Below are 18,575 nucleotides of genomic sequence, written 5' to 3' on the forward strand. Positions count from 1 at the left end.
GCGGCGCTTTACCCCCGCACATCGCAGTCAGGGCTGGACGCGCGCCAGCATGGCTACGACCTGGGCCGCAATACCTTCGCCGCGACCGGTAAAGCCCAGTTTCTCGGTCGTTTTGCCCTTGATGTTGATTGCCGCTGGGTCGATCTCGAGGTCTGCGGCAATATTCGCAACCATCTCCGGCGCATGGGGCAGGATTCGCGGCGCCTTGCAGATCAACGTGGCATCCACATTCACGACCTCCCAACCTGCGCTGCGAACACGCGCAAAGGCTTCGCGCAGAAGCACCCGGCTGTCAGCCCCGGCGTGGGCCGGGTCCGTGTCCGGGAACAGGCGGCCGATGTCGCCGAGGCCTGCCGCGCCGAGCAGCGCATCAGTCAGCGCATGCAGCAACACGTCGGCATCCGAGTGCCCGAGCAGGCCACGATCAAAGGGGATATCCACTCCACCGACAATCAATGCGCGCCCAGGAACGAGGGCATGGACATCGAAGCCCTGGCCGATACGGAACGGAAAACTCATTGCTGCACACCCTCCCTGTTCTGAAGAATCCACTCAGCCAGATGAAGATCGAGCGGATAGGTCACCTTGAGGTTGGTCGCATCGCCCTGCACCAACCGGGGGCGCAGGCCCGCGGCCTCGATCGCGCTCGCCTCGTCGGTGACGTTACGCGCTCCCTCCAGCGCCCGTCTGAGCATCACGTAACGGAACATCTGCGGCGTCTGCGCCTGCCACAGGCTATCGCGCGCCACGGTCTCGACGACATGGCGATGCTGATCAGCGCGCTTTAGCGTGTCGGCCACCGGTACGGCAAGCAGGCCACCGACCTCGTCGTGCGCAAGCTCGCGAGTCAGCTTGTCAACATGCCAAGGTGCAAGGCACGGGCGCGCCGCATCATGCACCAGCACCCAGTCGCTTTGCTCCGCTTCATGCGCGATCGCGCGCAGGCCGCCCAGCACGCTGTCGGCGCGTGTCGCACCGCCACAGAACAGCGGCTTGAGCTTGGGGCCGAGGCCGGACCAATCGTGGCGCGCCCATTCGCGGTCATCGACCGACAGCACGACGAACACGGCGTCGATCTCGGGTGCAGCGCACAGTACGGACAACGCGTGGTGGATGAGTGGCCGCCCGAGCAGAGGCAGATACTGCTTGGGCTGGGCGGCGCCCATGCGCGAACCCGTGCCGGCCGCAGGCACGATCGCATAATGGCGGGAGCGGGATTTCTGCATGGCGCGCATTCTAGCTGCGCCCTGCAGCGGCTGTGGCGAAGGCCTATAATTTAATTGTTCGCCTGTGCCGCAGGCATCCCCGGGGCTCACGTCCATGGCACTCGCTTCGATCCGCCCGGCCGCGGTGGCCGGGCAGTTTTACCCACGCGATGAACGCGTGCTGCGGACGCAGCTCGCCGAGTTGATGTCCACCGCCGTAGCAATGGAGCACGCGCGCTGGCCCAAGGCCATCATCGTGCCGCACGCCGGCTACATCTACTCCGGCCCGATTGCCGCGACCGCTTACGCCCAGCTCACCCCGATGCGCGACCGTATCCGCCGCGTCGTCATGCTCGGCCCTACTCACCGAGTTGCGGTGCGCGGCTTTGCGCTGCCCGCAGCGCAGGCATTCGCCACCCCGCTCGGCGAGGTCCCTCTTGCGCGGGCCGACTGGTTGCGCCTGCAAGCGCGCGACGACATCGTCGTCGATGATCGCCCCCATGCGCTGGAGCATTGCCTGGAAGTGCAGCTGCCTTTCCTGCAAAGTCTGCTCGAACGCTTCGAGATCGTGCCTATCCTGGTCGGCGATGCGCGCCCGCAAGCCGTGGCGAATCTGCTCGAGGATCTATGGGGTGGACCGGAGACGCTGCTCCTGGTCAGCTCCGACCTGTCTCACTACCTGAGCTACCACGAGGCTCAATGGTCCGACCGTGCCGCGATCGAGGAGATCCTGGCGCTGCGTCCCGGCCTCGACCACGAGCAGGCCTGCGGCGCCACACCCATCAACGGCCTGCTGCTCGCGGCACAGAACCATCATCTTCATGCCCGCCTGCTCGACCTGCGCAACTCCGGTGACACGGCCGGCGATCGTGCCAGCGTCGTGGGCTACGCCAGCGTTGCCTTCTGCGAAGCGGACCCCCCAAGCCATGCACGACACTGAATTCGGTCCCATTCTCCTCCGCCTCGCCCGCACGGCGATCGCCCACAATCTCGGTCGCGGCCCGCGCCCCTCCCTGCCCGAAGACGAACGCCTGCACGAACGCGGCGCCAGCTTCGTGACGCTCACCGAGAATGGCGACCTGCGAGGCTGCATCGGCAGCCTCAGGCGCTCCCGTCCGCTCGGCGAGGACGTCATCGCCAACGCCATCGCAGCCGCAACGCAGGACCCGCGCTTTCAGCCGCTTACTGGTGACGAACTCGACACCGTATGCATTGAAGTGTCGGTGCTGAGCGAACCCGAGTTCATCGACTTCGCCGATGAAACCGCGCTGCTCGCGCAGTTGCGTCCGCACGAGGACGGGCTGATCCTGTTCTCCGGCTGCAGGTCGGCCACCTTCCTGCCCCAGGTCTGGACGCAGCTGCCCACCCCTGAGGCCTTCCTCGCCGCACTCAAGCACAAGGCCGGCCTGCCTACCGACCGGCCAGTGCCGGGCCTGATGGCTGCGCGCTACCGCGTGCAGAAGTGGAGCGAAGCTACGGGAGCGCACACATGAACGCGAATGCGGGTGCAAGCATCGGTGCGCACTACCCGGCGCGCTACTGGCACCGTCTCGACGACGGCCGCTACCAGTGTGACCTCTGCCCGCGCCTCTGCAAGCTGCACCCCGATCAGCGCGGCGCCTGTTTCGTGCGCATGCGTGCGGGCGACGAGATGTTGCTCACCACTTACGGCAGAAGTTCCGGCTTTTGCATCGACCCGATCGAGAAGAAGCCGCTCAACCATTTCTTCCCAGGCAGCAGCGTGCTGTCCTTTGGCACCGCGGGCTGCAACCTTGCTTGCAAGTTCTGTCAGAACTGGGACATCAGCAAGTCACGCGACCTCGACACCCTGATGGACGCTGCCTCGGCGGACGAGATCGCCGCCACCGCACAGCGCTGGGGCTGCCACAGCGTTGCATTCACCTACAACGACCCGGTCATATTCGCCGAGTATGCCATCGACGTTGCCGAAGCCTGCCACGCCCGCGGGCTGAAGACGGTCGCGGTCACGGCAGGCTACATCTCCGAGTGTGCCCGGCATGATTTCTTCTCGCACATGGATGCCGCCAATGTCGACCTCAAGGGCTTCAGCGACGACTTTTACGTCAAGCTCTGTGGTGCTCATCTTCAGCCGGTTCTCGACACCCTTACCTGGCTCAAGCGCGAGACCACGGTATGGCTTGAGCTGACCACGCTGCTCATCCCCGGTTGCAACGACACCGACGACGAGATTCGTAAGCTGTCGCACTGGGTGTGCAGCACTCTGGGCGCTGACGTACCGCTGCACTTCAGCGCGTTCCACCCGGACTTCAAGATGGCCGACGTGCCCGCAACACCACTCGACACCCTGCGCAGGGCACGCCGGATCGCACGCGATACCGGCCTGCAGCATGTCTATACCGGCAACGTCCATGACAGCGACGGCGACACCAGCTACTGTGCCGGCTGCGGTGAAGCGCTGATCGTGCGCGACTGGTACGAGATCCGCAGTTATCGGCTCGATACCGCGGGATGCTGCCCCCGCTGTGGCACTGCGCTTGCCGGCCGATATGGCGCAGTGGGAGCGGCCATCGGCAAGCCCTTCGGCGCACGTCGCATCCCAGTGGCGCTGCATCGACCTCAACGGACCTGAACACCGAGCCAGTGCTCGCGCTAGCACCTAGCCGAGCCCGCCACCGCGAGCACAGCCCGAACCCTGCACAATGGCATCGACGTGAAGCTACGCAAGACACTCATCAGTATTCCCGCACAGGGCGCCTGGCTCGAAGGACTGCTCTGTCACGCACCCAACGTGCGCGGGCTGGTGCTGCGTCTGCACTCCACCGGACACCCTGCGCTCGACGGGCCAGAGTCCGCTCTCGAAGGCGAGCTGCATCGCCATGGCTTCGCCACCGTCACGCTTGACCTGCTCACCCGCCAGGAAGTCCACCGCGACCCGGACGCCGCCTACAACATTCCCCGCCTGAGCGAGCGCATCCAGAGCACAGTGGAATGGATCGCCCATCAGCCGCCGATCGGGGCACTCAGGCTCGGCCTGGTCGCACAGGACACCGGCTGCGCCGCCGCCGTGCGTGCCGTGGTACGCGACCCAGACCGCTTCACCGCCCTGGTCTTCCTCAACGGCCGCCCCGATCTCGCTGGCGCCGAGCCTCTGCGCGCACTGCGCTGCCCGGTACGCTTCATCGTCACCCCACGCAGTCCGGACAGCGCCATCCTCGAGAAAGCCTATGCCTTGCTCAAAGGCCCCCGCCACTGGCTGGCTCTACCGGATGGTGCCGACGAGCGCGAAGACGAACGTCTGCAGGCACGGGCGGCCTGCGCCTGGCTGGAGCAACATCTGGGCACCACGGAAAGTGCTGCACTAGAATAGAAGGCGTTTTCAATCAAGGCATTCCTGCAGCATGGCCATTCCCGCTGCCGGCGTTGCCGCCTGGGCATCCACTCAGGCCATTTACCCGGCGCCCACCACCACCCGCCAGGATCGAAGCCAAGCCGCGGGCTCGACCGCAGCCGAGGTGACGCCAGACGACCCGCAGACCGAGCTCGAGGGCGGTGGCGGCGCTTACGCACGTGATGAATCTGCGCTTACCGATCAGGAACAGCGCCTACTCCAGCAACTCCAGCAGCGCGACCGCGAGGTCAGGGCACACGAGATGGCCCACGTCGCCGCAGGCGCCGGCCTGGTCACACGAGGCGCAAGCTACACCTACCAGACAGGCCCCGACGGACAGCGTTATGCAGTCGGCGGCGAGGTCAGCATCGATACCTCGCCCGGACGGACACCCGAGGAGACGCTTGCCAAGGCCGAGCAGATCCGTGCCGCCGCACTCGCCCCAGCCGACCCCTCGCCACAAGATCGACAGGTCGCGGCACAGGCCACCCGCATGGCCATGGAGGCTCGTATGGAGCTTGCCCGCCAGGTCTTCGAGCGCGAAGCAATCCCCCCTGAAGAGGCTGGCGACGGTGTCGATGGCGGCAGGCCTGCCGCCGCAGCCGCCGCAGCCGCCGCAACAGCGGCCGACTCGCCGTCCGCCTATCTCGTGCGCCAGGCGCGTTCGGCCTACGAGACCATGGCAGGGTCGGCGCTGGCCGCACGACCGCCCGGACTGGATCTGATGGCCTGAATACAACAACAGGCATTTTTGCGGGGATAATGCCGGCCTGCGCCAATGGCTGGCGTTTCCTGGCACCGCCTCGCCCCAATCGCCTCAAGCAGCAACCGAACAACAACATCATGCCCACATCCCTCGACGCCCTGCTCCGCCCGCTTTCCACGCTCGTGCTTCCCAAGCCCGGCACGCGGCTGGAGACCGGCGCACTGGCCGGCTCGGCCGACGCGCTTGCCATCGCCCAGCTCGCCGGCCGCGGCCGCATGCTGGTGGTGATCACCGCCAACCCGCTCGACGCCCAGCGCCTTCAGGACGAGATCGCCTGGGTCGCCCCTGGCCTGCGCGCGCACCTGCTGCCCGACTGGGAAACCCTGCCCTACGACAACTTCTCGCCGCACCAGGATCTCATCTCCGAGCGCCTTTCGACGCTGTACGCGATCAGCCGCGGCGAGACCGACCTCGTGCTGGTGCCAGCCTCGACCGCGCTGTATCGCATGGCGCCACCGGCCTACCTGGCCGCCTACACCTTCTTCCTCAAGCAGGGCGAGAAGCTCGATGTCGAGCAGTTCAAGGCACAGATGGCGCTCGCCGGCTATGCGCATGTCACTCAGGTGGTGAGCCCGGGCGAGTTCTCGGTGCGTGGCGGGCTGGTCGACCTGTTCCCGATGGGCTCGCCGCTGCCCTTTCGCATCGACCTCTTCGACGACGAGGTCGAGAGCATCAAGACCTTCGACCCGGACACCCAGCGCACGGTGTATCCGACCAAGGAGATCCGCTTGCTGCCGGCGCGCGAGTTTCCTCTCGACGACAAGGGCCGCACGCGCTTTCGCAGCCGCTTCCGCGAGACCTTCGAGGGCGACCCGACGCGTGCGTCGATCTACAAGGACGTCTCCAACGGCATTGCGCCTGCCGGTATCGAGTACTACCTGCCGCTGTTTTTCGACGACACCGCGACCCTACTCGACTACCTGCCTGCCGACACACCGGTGCTGCTGCACCGCGACGTGCCGGCGGCGATCGCGGAGTTCTGGAAAGACACGCGCTCGCGCTACGACCTTCTGAAGGGCGACCGCACTCGTCCGGTGCTGCCACCCGACCAACTGTTCCTGAGCGACGAAGCCTTCTTCATCGCACTGAAGAACCTTCCGAAGCTCTCGATGGGTGTCGAAGCCTGCGCCGACACCGCCGGCGCACTGGCCCTGCCGCCGCCCGAGGTCGCTGTCGAGCGCAAGGCCACCGACCCGTTGCACAAGCTCAAGGCCTTCCTCGACAACTTCGACGGCCGCGTGCTGCTGCTGTCGGACTCGCCTGGCCGACGCGAGACCATGGCCGAATTTTTCGGCGAGTACGGCGTCAAGCCGGAGGCCAGCGCTGACTTTGGCGCCTTCCTCGATACCGATGCCCGCCTCGCGCTGGGCGTTGCGCCGCTCGCGCGCGGCTTCGTGCTGCCCGCGGCGAAGCTGGCGGTGCTCACCGAGACCGAACTCTATGCCGCCACCGCGCGCAGCCGAGTCCGTCGTGATGCGCGCAAGGCCGCGACCATGGAAGGTTGGCTGCGCGACCTGTCCGAACTCAAGATCGGCGACCCGGTGGTGCATGTATCCCACGGCATCGGCCGCTACCTTGGGCTCATCCACATGAACCTGGGTGAGGGCGACACCGAGTTTCTGCACCTGGAGTACAACGGTGGCGACAAGCTCTACGTGCCGGTGTCGCAGCTGCATGTCATCACCCGTTACGCTGGTGCCGACCCCGAGGCAGTCGACCTTCACCGCCTCGGCTCGGGCCAGTGGGAGAAGGCCAAGAAGAAGGCGGCGATGCAGGTGCGCGATACTGCCGCCGAGCTGCTGGCCCTGTACGCCCAGCGCGCCGCACGTCCCGGTCACCGCTTCGACTTCAAGCAGCACGACCTGGAAGCCTTTGCCGAAGGCTTCGGCTTCGAGACCACGCCCGACCAGCAGGCCGCGATCGACGCTGTGGTCGGCGACATGAAGTCCGGCCGGCCGATGGACCGCCTGGTGTGCGGCGACGTCGGCTTTGGCAAAACCGAGGTCGCGCTGCGTGCCGCCTTCATCGCCGTGGCCGATGGCAAGCAGGTGGTGGTGCTGTGTCCGACCACCCTGCTCGCCGAGCAGCATTACCAGACCTTCGCCGACCGCTTCGCCGACTGGCCGATCAGGATCGCCGAGCTGTCGCGCTTCAAGTCAGCCAAGGAGCAGGCCGAGGCCCTGCAGCAACTGTCGGAGGGCAAGGTCGACATCATCATCGGCACGCATCGCCTGCTGCAGAAGGATGTGGTGTTCAAACGCCTGGGGCTGGTGATCATCGACGAGGAGCACCGCTTCGGTGTGCGCCAGAAGGAGTCGCTCAAACAGCTACGCTCCGAAGTCGACATCCTGACGCTGACCGCCACGCCGATCCCGCGAACGCTCGGCCTGGCGATGGAAGGCCTGCGCGAGTTCTCGGTGATCGCCACCGCACCGCAGAAGCGCCTGGCGATCAAGACCTTCGTCCAGCCTTCCAGCCGCGGCGTGATCCGCGAGGCGGTGCTGCGCGAGTTCAAGCGCGGCGGCCAGGTGTACTTCCTTCACAACGAGGTCGACACCATCGACAACATGCGCAACGACCTCGAAGAGCTGCTGCCCGAGGCCCGCATCGTCGTCGGCCATGGCCAGTTGCCCGAGCGCGAGCTCGAGCGCGTGATGCGCGACTTCACCCAGCAGCGCGCCAACCTGCTGCTGTGCACCACCATCATCGAGACCGGTATCAACATCCCCACCGCCAACACCATCATCATCAACCGTGCCGACCGCTTCGGACTGGCGCAGCTGCACCAGTTGCGCGGCCGTGTCGGCCGCAGCCACCACCAGGCCTACGCCTACCTGCTGACCATGCCCGGCGCAAAGCCCACCGCGCAGGCACAGAAGCGGCTCGAAGCGATTGCGATGATGGAGGATCTCGGCTCCGGCTTCTACCTGGCCATGCACGACCTGGAGATCCGCGGCGCCGGCGAGGTGCTGGGCGAGAATCAGTCGGGCGAGATCCAGCAGGTTGGCTTCAGCCTGTACACCGAGATGCTCAAGCGCGCGGTCAAGGACCTCCAGGCCGGCAAGGAGCCCGACCTGTCGCAGCCGCTCGAGGTCGTGTCCGAGATCAACCTGCACACCCCCGCATTGCTGCCCACTGACTACTGCCCCGACGTGCAGGAGCGCCTGACGCTGTACAAGCGGCTGGCCAACTGCGAGATGGAGGAAGACCTGCGCGCGCTGCAGGAAGAACTCATCGACCGTTTCGGCGAGGTACCGCCGCAAACTGCAGCGCTCGTCGAAACCCACCGCCTGCGCATGCTTGTTAAAGACTACGGGGTGAACAAGCTCGACGCCTCGGACGCGCAGATCAGCGTGCAGTTCGCCAAGGACGCCCCCATCGACCCGGTCAAGGTCATCTTCCTGATCCAGAAGGACCGCAGCACCAAGATGGCCGGGCCCGAGAAGCTTGTGCGCCGCGTGAGCCTGCCCAATCTCAAGGACAGGGTGAAGGCCGTAAAGGACCTGCTCGATGCGGTGAAGGCGGGGTAGCGAGGCCGACACGGACGTCTCGGCGGCGAGTGCCATCTCGGCGCGTGTCGGTCATCGCTGCGCCTCTTCCCGCTCTCATCAACTAGCCCGACACCACAGGAAGCGCTTAACATCCCGCCGTTACAGCCTCATTACGAACCTGGGCACGCCCGATGATCAAGGTTTACCGCAAGCCACCTCAAGCCTTCCCGACAGAGAGCGCCTTCTTCAGGCTGCCCGGCACCTTGCTGATGGTCCTGGATGAAGACTGGAACGTCCAGATGATGAGCGAGGCCTGGCAAGATGTCCTCGGTGTCGGCCAAGCAGCGCTGCGCTGGCGCCCCTTTGCCGCATTCATACACGACGACGATCGCAACAGCGTGCGCGACCGCCTCGCACAACTCGGCCAAGACAAGACCACCCTGAGGTTCTCATGCCGATGCCGCCACGCGGACGGCCACTACGTGGGGCTGGCCTGGAACGTCAATCTGGACCGCGAGCATCACCTCTACTATGTCTCCGCGCATGAAACAGGTGTACGTCTGCGCACTGACGCGGGCGGACTTCCGGAAGTCTTGATCGACGGCCTCACCGGGCTGCCCAATCGCGGGCTCTTCGTCGACCGCATCGGTCACGCCATTCAGCGCGCACGGCGCAATCCGGAGCTGCGATTTGCCGTCATCCATTGTGGCATCGACCGCTTCAGCGTCATCAACCATAGCCTCGGCAACCGCATCGGCGATCTGCTGCTGGTCGAGCTTGCCAACTTGCTGCGCCGCTCGACGCGACCGACCGACATGGTGGCGCGCCTCGGCGGCGACGAGTTCGGCATCCTGCTCGAGGATATCCGTGACGAAACCTCGCCGATCCGTGTCATCAAGCGCCTGCAAGCACATTGCACCCTGCCCTTCGAGCTCCATGAGCAGGAGGTCGTTATGAGCCTGTCGGCAGGCATGACGCTCTCGACACCGGACTACGACGAAGCCGATGCCATGCTGCGCGATGCGGGCATGGCCCTCAAGCGCGCAAAGACTCAAGGTGGCGGCGCTCATGTCATCTTCGATCGCAAACTGCACGAGGAAGCGTTCAACCGGCTCGATCTCGAACTCGATCTGCGGCGGGCCCTGGAACGCAACCAGATCGAGGTTTACTACCAGCCTTTCGTACGGATCAGGGACCGGCGGCTGGTCGGCTTCGAGGCCCTGGCACGCTGGAATCACCCCGAACGCGGCCTCATATCGCCCGCCCGCTTCATCCCGCTGGCCGAGGAAAGCGGCCTCATCGTTCCGATCGGACGCTGGATCCTGGAGCGGGCTTGTACCGACCTGAAGCGCTGGCAAAACACCCACCCTCGCCGACCGGCACTGACCGTCAGCGTAAACCTCGCCGCCCGCCAGATCGCCTATCCAAACCTGCTCAAGGACATCCGCCAGAGCCTGCGTCAGAGCGGTCTCGCCCCGCGCCATCTGAAGCTGGAGATCACCGAGAGCGCGATGATGGACGATGCCGAGCGGGCGATCGAGCTTTTCGTAGCGTTAAAACGCTCCCGCTTGAAGCTCTTGCTCGACGATTTCGGCACCGGCTATTCGTCCCTGTCCTATCTGCACCGCTTGCCGATCGATGCGCTGAAGATCGACCGCTCCTTCATCGAGCACATCGACACCCGGCCGACTGACCGTAGTTTTGTCGAGACCATCCTGAGCCTTGCCAAACAGCTCAAACTCGAGGTCATCTGCGAAGGGGTCGAGCGCATCGAGCAGGAGGCCTTACTGCGCGCGCTTGGCGCGAGCCACGTACAAGGCTTCATGTATTCGCGCCCGGTCACCGCGACCCAGGCGGAAATGCTGATCCTGCAGGATATCAACCACCCTGGTCACTTCCTTCCCGACACCGGCCCCAAGGCGATCGACGCCTCGCAAGCTGAGTGCATCGCCACAGCCTGAACTGCGCCCAGCCTCAACACGATGCTCATCAACTGCACCGCCTACCAGCACGGCCGCAAGCTCGCCGATATTCCGGTCGAGGCCATCCGCGACACCTTGCAGCAACCCGACACCTTCGTCTGGGTCGCACTCAAGGACCCCTCAGCCAACGAACTGGCGGTGATGAAGGACGAGTTCGACCTGCACGAGCTCGCCATCGAGGATGCCAACCACCGCCACCAACGCCCCAAGGTTGAGGAGTACGAGGATGAGCTCTTCGCTGTCATGCACCTCGTCGAAGAGCGCGAAGGCAAGCTCCAGGTGGGCGAAGTGCACGTCTTCGTCGGCGCGAACTACATCCTGTCGGTGCGCAACAACCACGAACGAGACTTCCTCGGCGTACGCGCACGCTGCGAGCGCGAGCCGAAGATGCTCGCCAAGGGCCCGGGCTATGTGCTCTACGCGCTCATGGACGCCGTGGTGGATGGCTACTTCCCGCTCATCGAAAAACTCGAGACCGAGGTCGAGGCGCTGGAAGAACGCATCTTCACCCGCGGCGCGGCGCGCTCCAACATCCGCCGCCTGTACCGCCTGAAGCGCAAGGTGACGCTGCTTCGCCATGCCGTTCTGCCGTTGATGGAAGCTGCCGGCAAACTGCACAGCGGCCGCGTCCCCGAGGTCTGCGCCAAGAGCCGACACTATTTCCGCGACGTCTATGACCATCTCGCCCGCATCAACGCCTCGCTCGACGGCATCCGCGACACCATCGGCACCGCCATCCAGGTGAACCTCTCCATGGTTACCATCGACCAGACCGAGATCAGCAAGCGCCTCGCCGCATGGGCGGGCATCTTTGCCGTCGCCACCGCCTTTGCCGGCATCTGGGGCATGAACTTCAATCACATGCCCGAACTGACTTGGGAGTACGGCTACCTCTTCGGCCTGGGCGTCATCGCCAGCGCCGCAAGCTTCCTGTGGTGGCGCTTCCGCAAGGCGGGCTGGCTATAGACGGCGACCGGACCTGCGCCAGACCACCCAATCCCGCCCCCCTCGACAGACGAAACGTCATGAGCCGCTTCGACGCCCTCGCTCGCAGTCTTGAACGCAACCGCATCACCCGACGCCAGGCGCTCTGGCTGCTTGGTGCCGGCACGGCCGCGCTGTCTGGTTGCGCAGCATCGCCGGTCACCGGCAAGACCATCCTGGTCGGCATGAGTGAGGCCCAGGAAAAACTGGCCGACGCCCAGGTCGCGCCGCACCAGTTCTCCCAGGACCTCGGCGCCATCCAGGACGAAACGGTCAACCGCTACGTGGCCGAACTCGGCAAACGCATGGGAGGGTTGACCCACCGTCCGCTGATGCCCTATTCCTATCGGGTACTCAACGCCAACTACGTCAACGCCTACACTTTCCCCGGCGGCGCCATGGGCATCACCCGTGGCATCCTTGCCGAGCTCGACGACGAGGCCCAGCTCGCCGCACTTCTGGGCCACGAACTTGGCCACGTCAACGCCCGCCATGCCGCCCAACGCCAGGGCCAGAGCCTGATCGCGCAAGCTGCGCTCGCCGGGCTCAACGTCGCGGCGCAGGACTCCAACTGGGGCGGGGTGATGGCTATTGGCGGACAGATCGGCGCCAGCGCCCTGCTCGCCAGCTACTCGCGCGAACACGAACGCGAAGCCGATGCGCTGTAAGCGCTCACCCAGCGGCGTCGTTGCTACGCAGCGCGGCTTGAGATATCCGAGCGCAACGGCGCTTTCCCGAAGTGCTGCTTCCACAGTCTGGGCGTGAGCTGCGCGACGTCGGCGGCCGGGTGCTGGGCGACGCGCTGCAGTACGTCGACGAAATAGTCGTAGGGATCGAGCTCATGCAGCCGACAGGTCGCAATCAGGCTCTGGACGACGCCAACGTGCTGGGCGCCGAGCTCGGTCCAGCTGAACATCCAGTTTTTGCGACCCAGCGGAATCGGCCTTAGCGCCCGTTCGAGGTGGTTGGTATCGATCGGCACATCCGGGTCGGCCAGGAACACTTCCAGTGCCGCCCGTCGCTTGTGCGCGTAGATCAGCGCCTTGGTCAGCGGGCTGCTCGGCAGCAGCCCCTGCGCGTCCAGGCGCTCCTGTACCCAGGTGAAGAAGGCCGCCACGATCGGGCGGGCGTGATCGAGCCGGTACTCGCGCTTGGCCTCGCCCTTGAGCTTGTCGTCGCGGATCTTCGCTTCGACCGCGTAGAGCGCGCCGATGAACTCGAGCGCCTTGGCCGCCAGCGCTGGCTCGGCCGCTTCTGCGTGGATGAATTCGCGCCGGCAGTGCGTCCAGCACTGCGCGTGCGTGAGCCCGGTCTTGCTCGCGTAGGTCTCGTAGGCGCCGTAGCCGTCCGAGAGCAGCACACCCCCTTCGGTGGGCTTGAGCCCGAGCACCTTCTCGACGTTGCTGTGGGCGCGGCTGTCGAAGAACGGGAAGCAGATCTCGTGCAGTTCGCCATACACCGGCCAGAAGTAGCAGGCCTTCATCTTGCCCGGGCCGGCACGGCCGGCCTTGATCGGGGTTTCGTCCATGGCCTTGACGCGACTGGCACGGATCGACGCGAGCTGCGCCTCGTAGATCGGCGTGAGCAGCGCGGCCGCCTGCGCAGCCAGTTGCGTGAGCCAGGCGCGGCTGACCGTGATGCCAGCGTCAGCCAGGCGCTGATGCTGGCGGTACAGCGGCAGGTGCCAGGCGAACTTGTCGAGCAGCAGCCCGACCAGGAAACTCACGTCGGCGCGGCTGCCCTCGATCACCCCGACGGGCGCCGCTGGGCAGTGGATCGTCTGCGTGTCGCGGCGCTTGATGACCGGGCGCACGTACTTGAGGATCACGTAGCTGCCCGGGCGCTGCGCCAGGCGATGGCTGACCTTCTCGCCGATCACCTCGAACTGGTCGGCGGCAAGCCCCTCGGTCTCGGGGTTGGCGAGCGTGATGGTCTCGACCGGGACGCGCGTCTCGTCGAAGAACAGCGCCGATTCGTCCTTGTCCTGTGCGTAGTCGGTGCGCGACGCACGGCGGGTGTGTCCCGCCACGGTCTTGCCGGGGACATCGGGCTGCGTGTCGGGGATCGGTAGCTCGCCCAGATGCAACTGCGCCGGGTCGGGTGAAACCACGCGTTTCTCGCTCTTCTGGCCGAAGAGCTGGCGGCGGAACCACTCGAGCTGATGCTTGAGCGCCGCAAACTCAAGCCGCATCGCATCCATGTCGCGCTGCAAGGCGATGTTCGCCTGGGCCAGTTCGACGATCTGCTCGGGCGCCCACTGGGCGGCCTCGGCAAGGGTCGGAACAGGGGTGCAGTGCGGTGCGGACATAGCGCACATTTTACCGTAGAGCCCAGCATTCATGCGGGTTGCACGGCGTTTGCGGACAGTCGGAACCGGCGCTTGTAGCGGACCGGCTCGATGCCTTCGAGCAGCAGCTTGAGCCCTGCAGATTCCATTCTTCATGATCAAGCAGTCCAACGACATGATCTCGCTGATTGATGGTCATGATCAGCGGCTTTGAGGGGTGCGCTTGGGTTCGCTGAGTTCTTGGCAAAATAGTCTGATCCCTGATGTGCGATGTGGTAACGCTGCGAAGGGCGTAGCCCGAAGCAGCGTTACCACATCGCACCCCCCTTGATGTGACTTGCTCGGCGACTGCTCCGGGGAATCGTGGGAACTCTTCTCGGGCATAGGCTGGAATCGACAGTCCGGTACCTCGGTATCGAGGTCGACGATGCCTTGGAGATCTCTGAGCAGATCGAAATCTGATCGTGTCCCGGCGGCTGCCCGAAGAAAGCCTTCGACGCGACGGGCGGCTGCTTTCCGGCGGGATGCTGGAAGGGTCGTATCGGCCATCAGCTGCCCGTGGCGGTTACATTAAAATTTCTCGTGCCGGGTGGAATCGAATGGCAGGTTTTCGGCGATCAAATTGATCGCGAGAATTTCAGGACCCGGCCATAAGCGGAACTTCTGCCGATAGGAAAACACCGACAACTACTTGCCGCGAAACAGACATACCTCTGTCATTCCAAGCAAGTCATAGCTTGATTGCCAACCCAAGATTATTTAGGGTCGCCTGGCGCCTTCCGCATCGGGCGCGCACTTACATCGAAGAAGGGACAGTCTGCTGCTAGAATTCTTGTCCATCCAAGCGACGCCACTCCACTATGTTTCTCCAAAGCCGAATCTTCCGCTTCTGGCTCCTCACTGTTTTTGCTGCCTGGATTGTTCTTTTCAATCTATTCAACAACATCCCATTCTTATTAGAACACTGGTACTACCCCGCTACGATGGTCGTGGGCGCATTTGTTGCTGGCTCGACTCCCGAGGGTGGAGGTGCTGTAGCCTTCCCGGTGCTTAGTATCTTTCTCAATATCGACCGCGTCCTCGCGCGCGATTTCAGCATGATGATTCAGAGCGTTGGCATGACTAGCGCAAGCATCTTCATACTCACACGGCGTAACACCAGGCTTGAAGTTTTCAAACCGCTACTTTGGTTGATTCCAATCTCTTTCTTGGGTTTCGTGGTAGGGATGAATGTGTTGCAAGAAATAAAAGTTCAGATTATTCAAGCCGTCTTTCTGAGCCTGATTGCCAGTTTCACCATTATCTATCTCTTCAGTAACCATCGCGGGTCACAACCCGTATATCTCCAAAAAGATTGGAAGGATTACTTGATTACGGCTCCCATGGTGTTTCTTGGGGGGATGTGTACAAGCCTTTTCGGTACTGGTGCGGATATTCTTCTCTATACAGTGCTAGTGACTCATTACACAATGAAGGAAAAAATAGCCACTGAGTTCAGCGTCATCATGATGGCTGCGCTCAGCATTCTGGGCTTTGCGTGTCGGGGACTGTACGAAAACGCGCTGACTCAGTATCAAGTCCAGACTTGGCTTTGTGCCGTACCTGTAGTGCTGATTATGGCGCCACTAGGGGCACATGTACTGAAGAAGATGGCTCTATGCCGTTTCCAGTGGAAATTGACTTCTCAACAAACATGACGGTAGCGCCCGTAGTCGCGGGCGACGGCCGGCACCAGGGGGTTCTGCGGTAGATGCTTGAGCTTGGACATTCGCAGGTAGGCCATGGCGATGAAGTTCTCGATGTTGCGGAAGCCTCGGGCGGCGGTCTTCGTCTGTTGGAGCAGGCCGTTCATCGCTTCAACGTAGGCGTTGCTGCGTCCGTCGAGCATGCCGCGCACGACGCCGCCGAGGTGCTCCTTCAGGGTGAGGGCCAGCCGCTTGAAGGGCTCCAGGCGGCTGCGGCGCGCCCAGCTCAGCCATTTGCTCATGGCACCTTGCGCGATCTCCTCGCTGTTGCTCGCGGCTGCATCGCGATAGACCAGCCGCAGTGCCTGCTTCAGGCGCCACGCACGCGCGCTCTTCAGATTCGAGCGTTGCAGCCAGTGCATCGCCTCGAACTGGGCACGGGTCCAGCTCACCGGGTTCTTGCGCATCCCCCACAGCAGCTGACGCAGCGTCTTCTTGCTCTGTGCGCCGACCGCTTCGCGCACCGCTGCCGCCGAGCTACGCATCTCTTCGCGACGCACCTCGTCCATCGCCGCGTTGGCCAGCGCCACGACATGAAAGCGGTCGTAGCTGATCCGGGCATTGGGCAGCGACTGGTCGACTCCCTTGGCGTAGGCCGCGCTCATGTCGATACACGCGTGCTCAATGGTCAGCGGATCGCCGCCGTGCGCACGCATGTCCTGGGCAAAGACCTGCAACGTAGCGTGATCGCGCCCCGGGGTGGCAAACAGCAAGCGCTTGGCTTCAAGGTCATGCACGACGGTGATGTACTCGTGACCACGCTTGACGCTGGTCTCGTCGATCCCGACGTAGCGCACGCACGACATGTCGTCTTTGGCACGGGCCACCTCGACGTAATGGCGCACGCGGCGCCACAGGCGCTTCGGGGCAACCCGCAACTGGTTGGCCGCCTGGCGCACCGGCATCTCTCGGCACAGCGACAGACTCAGCGCCTCGAACAGCAGGGTAAAGCCGCTCCCCTCACGCGCCCACGGCACCGGCAGCTGCGTGGTCTTGCCGCAGCCGTTGCACTGAACGCGCGGAATCGCGGCATGCAGCCACGCTTCGAACTGAAAGAAATCCAGGTGACGCCAGCTACGCCGGACCCGGTCGTGGATCAACTGGGGCTCGGCCCCACACGCCGGACACGTAGCACGAGCGCCGGTGTGCTCGACCTCGAAGTCGATCCGCCGCTTGGCTGTGTTGAGCTCGACCTTGGCGACGTACCAGGGCGGCTGCAGGCCAAGTGCGGTGGTGAAGAGAGCTTCGATCTGGGTGTTCATCGGGCGCGAGGTCGGCGTCAGTGTCGGGCGGTTGTACCACCGAGGGTCATGTTTGTTGAGAAGTCAATTTCCACTGGAAACGGCATAGAGCCAAGAAGATTAATACCGAGTATATGTTACGAGGCGTGGTCATTCTGAATATCGGGCAGTTAGCTTATTTTAACCTAAGAAACCCTTCCGCCGAGAAGTTCATCTGGTCCATGTCAGGAACGACACTGATGGCGGCATTATTCTTCTGGGGTATGTCGGAGTTGGCCAAACGTCCAGCAGTCCAATTGATTTCAGAGCCTTTCCTCTTGCCCGAAGACTCTGGTCACATCGCTGACTGGGAAACCGAGAAATGAACAGTTTTCTTTTTATAAGTCAGCCACTTCCGTGTCCGTGATGTTAAGACTTGCCATAACGTCCGCTTCATAACTGATAACAGACATCTCGCATGCGTTCTCGATTGTGCCGCTATGGGTCGAAACGACTCACCAGCCAGTGGCGGCTTTCGGGTAGCGAACCTTCAACGTCGGCTTTCCGGCGACGAATCCGGGGAGTTGTCGGTCGCAACCCGACCCTGAGCTGTCATTTGCGTTTTTTAAAGGACAACGGCTTCTAACTGAGTGCAGCGGTCGTCTATCTACCTGAGTTCGCCGACGAGCTCCAGAAACCGTCTGATCAGCGTCGCCTCCTTGCGCTCGCGCAAACAGATCACATGCACGTGGGTGTGCATTTTCAATCCCTCGACCTTGAGTTCGACCACGCGTGAATCGGGTACGAAGGCCGTGCTGGCGACGACGCCCAGGCCGAGGCCTTGCGCCACGGCCTCGCGCACCGCTTCGCGGCTACCCATTTCAACCGAGCAGCGGACCTTGACTCCCGCGGCAACAAGGCCGGATTCGAAAACCTGACGTGTGCGCGAGCCATTTTCGCGCAGCACGAATTCGATGCCGTTCAGATCGCTCACGGTGAGTTTCTCACAACGCGCGAGAGGATGCGTGATGGGAGCGAATACCACCAGTGGCTGCTTGCGGAAGGGCAGGCAATGCACCCGCTCGTCGTCGACGGCATGCAGTAATACGCCGATGTCGTCTTTCTGATCGAGCACGCGATGGACGACCTCACGCGAATCTCCCATCGCGACCACCACCCGCACGGCGGGGTTCCGTTCGCGAAAGTGCTTGACCATGGGCATGACGTTGTGGGGGCCGATCGAGCCAATCTGGAGCAAGCCCTGGTAGCCCTGACGAGCGGCCAGCAGCAGGGCGACTGCCCGTTCCTCACCACGATAGATGGGCAGTGTGATCTCGTGCAGCAACCGACCCAAGCCGGTAAGCAGGATGCGGCGGCCGTGACGCTGGAACAGTTCGACGCCGAAGCTCTGCTCCAAGCTTGCGATGTGGGCCGATACGGTGGGCTGGCGAATGCCGAGCAGGCGTGCGGCGGCCGACATGCTGCCGCTACGCGCGGTAGCGTCGAAGGCGCGCAGTTCAGCGGA

16 protein-coding genes are annotated in these 18,575 nt (G+C 63.8%); 11 read left to right on the top strand and 5 right to left on the bottom strand.

The features are described from left to right. Window positions 1–27 precede the first annotated feature (27 nt). Window positions 28–519: a 2-C-methyl-D-erythritol 2,4-cyclodiphosphate synthase gene (ispF, locus tag LQF09_RS10850; protein ID WP_002928960.1), complete on the bottom strand. Its 492-nt coding sequence runs from the start codon at window positions 517–519 to the stop codon at window positions 28–30. Then, window positions 516–1,235 (bottom strand): 2-C-methyl-D-erythritol 4-phosphate cytidylyltransferase, encoded by a 720-nt coding sequence (gene ispD, locus LQF09_RS10855; RefSeq protein ID WP_002937502.1) that lies wholly within the window; start codon window positions 1,233–1,235, stop codon window positions 516–518. Before ispD ends, ispF begins: the two co-directional genes overlap by 4 nt. Window positions 1,236–1,320: 85 nt before the next feature. Between ispD and amrB the strand changes: the two genes are divergently transcribed. The 9 genes from amrB (at window position 1,321) to LQF09_RS10900 (ending at window position 12,466) form a co-directional block, all read left to right on the top strand. Next, window positions 1,321–2,145, top strand: coding sequence for an AmmeMemoRadiSam system protein B (gene amrB, locus LQF09_RS10860; protein ID WP_002928950.1), 825 nt, complete (start codon window positions 1,321–1,323; stop codon window positions 2,143–2,145). Beyond that, a complete protein-coding gene (amrA, locus tag LQF09_RS10865; RefSeq protein ID WP_270067950.1) occupies window positions 2,132–2,698 on the top strand; it encodes an AmmeMemoRadiSam system protein A in 567 nt (188 codons plus the stop codon). Before amrB ends, amrA begins: the two co-directional genes overlap by 14 nt. Beyond that, window positions 2,695–3,816 (top strand): AmmeMemoRadiSam system radical SAM enzyme, encoded by a 1,122-nt coding sequence (gene amrS, locus LQF09_RS10870; RefSeq protein ID WP_270067951.1) that lies wholly within the window; start codon window positions 2,695–2,697, stop codon window positions 3,814–3,816. Before amrA ends, amrS begins: the two co-directional genes overlap by 4 nt. A gap of 81 nt (window positions 3,817–3,897) precedes the next feature. Further along, complete coding sequence (locus LQF09_RS10875; protein ID WP_270067952.1) at window positions 3,898–4,554, top strand: dienelactone hydrolase family protein; 657 nt, start codon at window positions 3,898–3,900, stop codon at window positions 4,552–4,554. A gap of 31 nt (window positions 4,555–4,585) precedes the next feature. Next, window positions 4,586–5,308 (top strand): putative metalloprotease CJM1_0395 family protein, encoded by a 723-nt coding sequence (locus LQF09_RS10880; RefSeq protein ID WP_270067953.1) that lies wholly within the window; start codon window positions 4,586–4,588, stop codon window positions 5,306–5,308. A 110-nt stretch (window positions 5,309–5,418) separates the two neighbouring features. Then, window positions 5,419–8,871, top strand: coding sequence for a transcription-repair coupling factor (mfd, locus tag LQF09_RS10885; protein ID WP_270067954.1), 3,453 nt, complete (start codon window positions 5,419–5,421; stop codon window positions 8,869–8,871). A 152-nt stretch (window positions 8,872–9,023) separates the two neighbouring features. Beyond that, window positions 9,024–10,793 (top strand): putative bifunctional diguanylate cyclase/phosphodiesterase, encoded by a 1,770-nt coding sequence (locus LQF09_RS10890; RefSeq protein WP_270067955.1) that lies wholly within the window; start codon window positions 9,024–9,026, stop codon window positions 10,791–10,793. A gap of 21 nt (window positions 10,794–10,814) precedes the next feature. Then, window positions 10,815–11,780, top strand: a complete 966-nt coding sequence (corA, locus tag LQF09_RS10895) for a magnesium/cobalt transporter CorA (RefSeq protein WP_002928935.1) — start codon at window positions 10,815–10,817, stop codon at window positions 11,778–11,780. Between the two features lie 59 nt (window positions 11,781–11,839). After that, window positions 11,840–12,466 carry a M48 family metalloprotease gene (locus LQF09_RS10900; protein ID WP_270067956.1) on the top strand — a complete coding sequence of 209 codons (627 nt, stop codon included), beginning with the start codon at window positions 11,840–11,842 and terminating at the stop codon, window positions 12,464–12,466. 23 nt (window positions 12,467–12,489) lie between these two features. On the opposite strand, the gene tnpC is transcribed toward LQF09_RS10900, so the two are convergent. Next, window positions 12,490–14,106, bottom strand: coding sequence for an IS66 family transposase (gene tnpC, locus LQF09_RS10905; RefSeq protein ID WP_270067957.1), 1,617 nt, complete (start codon window positions 14,104–14,106; stop codon window positions 12,490–12,492). 839 nt (window positions 14,107–14,945) lie between these two features. Here tnpC and LQF09_RS10910 point away from each other — a divergent pair. Continuing rightward, on the top strand, window positions 14,946–15,782 hold the full coding sequence (locus tag LQF09_RS10910; RefSeq protein ID WP_270067958.1) for a sulfite exporter TauE/SafE family protein: 837 nt from the start codon (window positions 14,946–14,948) through the stop codon (window positions 15,780–15,782). Here LQF09_RS10910 and LQF09_RS10915 read toward each other — a convergent pair. Next, window positions 15,770–17,092: an ISL3-like element ISIde1 family transposase gene (locus LQF09_RS10915; RefSeq protein WP_270067959.1), complete on the bottom strand. Its 1,323-nt coding sequence runs from the start codon at window positions 17,090–17,092 to the stop codon at window positions 15,770–15,772. The two genes, LQF09_RS10910 and LQF09_RS10915, sit on opposite strands and share 13 nt — an antisense overlap. Before the next feature lie 125 nt (window positions 17,093–17,217). On the opposite strand from LQF09_RS10915, the gene LQF09_RS10920 reads away from it, so the two are divergent. Next, entirely contained in the window at window positions 17,218–17,436 is a 219-nt protein-coding gene (locus LQF09_RS10920) for a hypothetical protein (RefSeq protein WP_270067960.1), read from the top strand. A gap of 281 nt (window positions 17,437–17,717) precedes the next feature. Here the strand turns inward: LQF09_RS10920 and LQF09_RS10925 are convergent, their stop codons facing one another. Then, complete coding sequence (locus LQF09_RS10925) at window positions 17,718–18,530, bottom strand: LysR substrate-binding domain-containing protein (RefSeq protein ID WP_270067961.1); 813 nt, start codon at window positions 18,528–18,530, stop codon at window positions 17,718–17,720. Window positions 18,531–18,575: the final 45 nt, after the last annotated feature.

This window comes from Thauera sp. WB-2 (assembly GCF_027594845.1).
Lineage (GTDB): Bacteria > Pseudomonadota > Gammaproteobacteria > Burkholderiales > Rhodocyclaceae > Thauera > Thauera mechernichensis.

Bases quoted from the DNA above. Each gene is read 5' to 3' on its own strand.
- ispF (WP_002928960.1), bottom strand. From the start codon at position 519: ATGAGTTTTCCGTTCCGTATCGGCCAGGGCTTCGATGTCCATGCCCTC.
- ispD (WP_002937502.1), bottom strand. From the start codon at position 1,235: ATGCGCGCCATGCAGAAATCCCGCTCCCGCCATTATGCGATCGTGCCT.
- amrB (WP_002928950.1), top strand. From the start codon at position 1,321: ATGGCACTCGCTTCGATCCGCCCGGCCGCGGTGGCCGGGCAGTTTTAC.
- amrA (WP_270067950.1), top strand. From the start codon at position 2,132: ATGCACGACACTGAATTCGGTCCCATTCTCCTCCGCCTCGCCCGCACG.
- amrS (WP_270067951.1), top strand. From the start codon at position 2,695: ATGAACGCGAATGCGGGTGCAAGCATCGGTGCGCACTACCCGGCGCGC.
- LQF09_RS10880 (WP_270067953.1), top strand. From the start codon at position 4,586: ATGGCCATTCCCGCTGCCGGCGTTGCCGCCTGGGCATCCACTCAGGCC.
- mfd (WP_270067954.1), top strand. From the start codon at position 5,419: ATGCCCACATCCCTCGACGCCCTGCTCCGCCCGCTTTCCACGCTCGTG.
- LQF09_RS10890 (WP_270067955.1), top strand. From the start codon at position 9,024: ATGATCAAGGTTTACCGCAAGCCACCTCAAGCCTTCCCGACAGAGAGC.
- corA (WP_002928935.1), top strand. From the start codon at position 10,815: ATGCTCATCAACTGCACCGCCTACCAGCACGGCCGCAAGCTCGCCGAT.
- LQF09_RS10900 (WP_270067956.1), top strand. From the start codon at position 11,840: ATGAGCCGCTTCGACGCCCTCGCTCGCAGTCTTGAACGCAACCGCATC.
- tnpC (WP_270067957.1), bottom strand. From the start codon at position 14,106: ATGTCCGCACCGCACTGCACCCCTGTTCCGACCCTTGCCGAGGCCGCC.
- LQF09_RS10910 (WP_270067958.1), top strand. From the start codon at position 14,946: ATGTTTCTCCAAAGCCGAATCTTCCGCTTCTGGCTCCTCACTGTTTTT.
- LQF09_RS10915 (WP_270067959.1), bottom strand. From the start codon at position 17,092: ATGAACACCCAGATCGAAGCTCTCTTCACCACCGCACTTGGCCTGCAG.
- LQF09_RS10925 (WP_270067961.1), bottom strand. From the start codon at position 18,530: ATGTCGGCCGCCGCACGCCTGCTCGGCATTCGCCAGCCCACCGTATCG.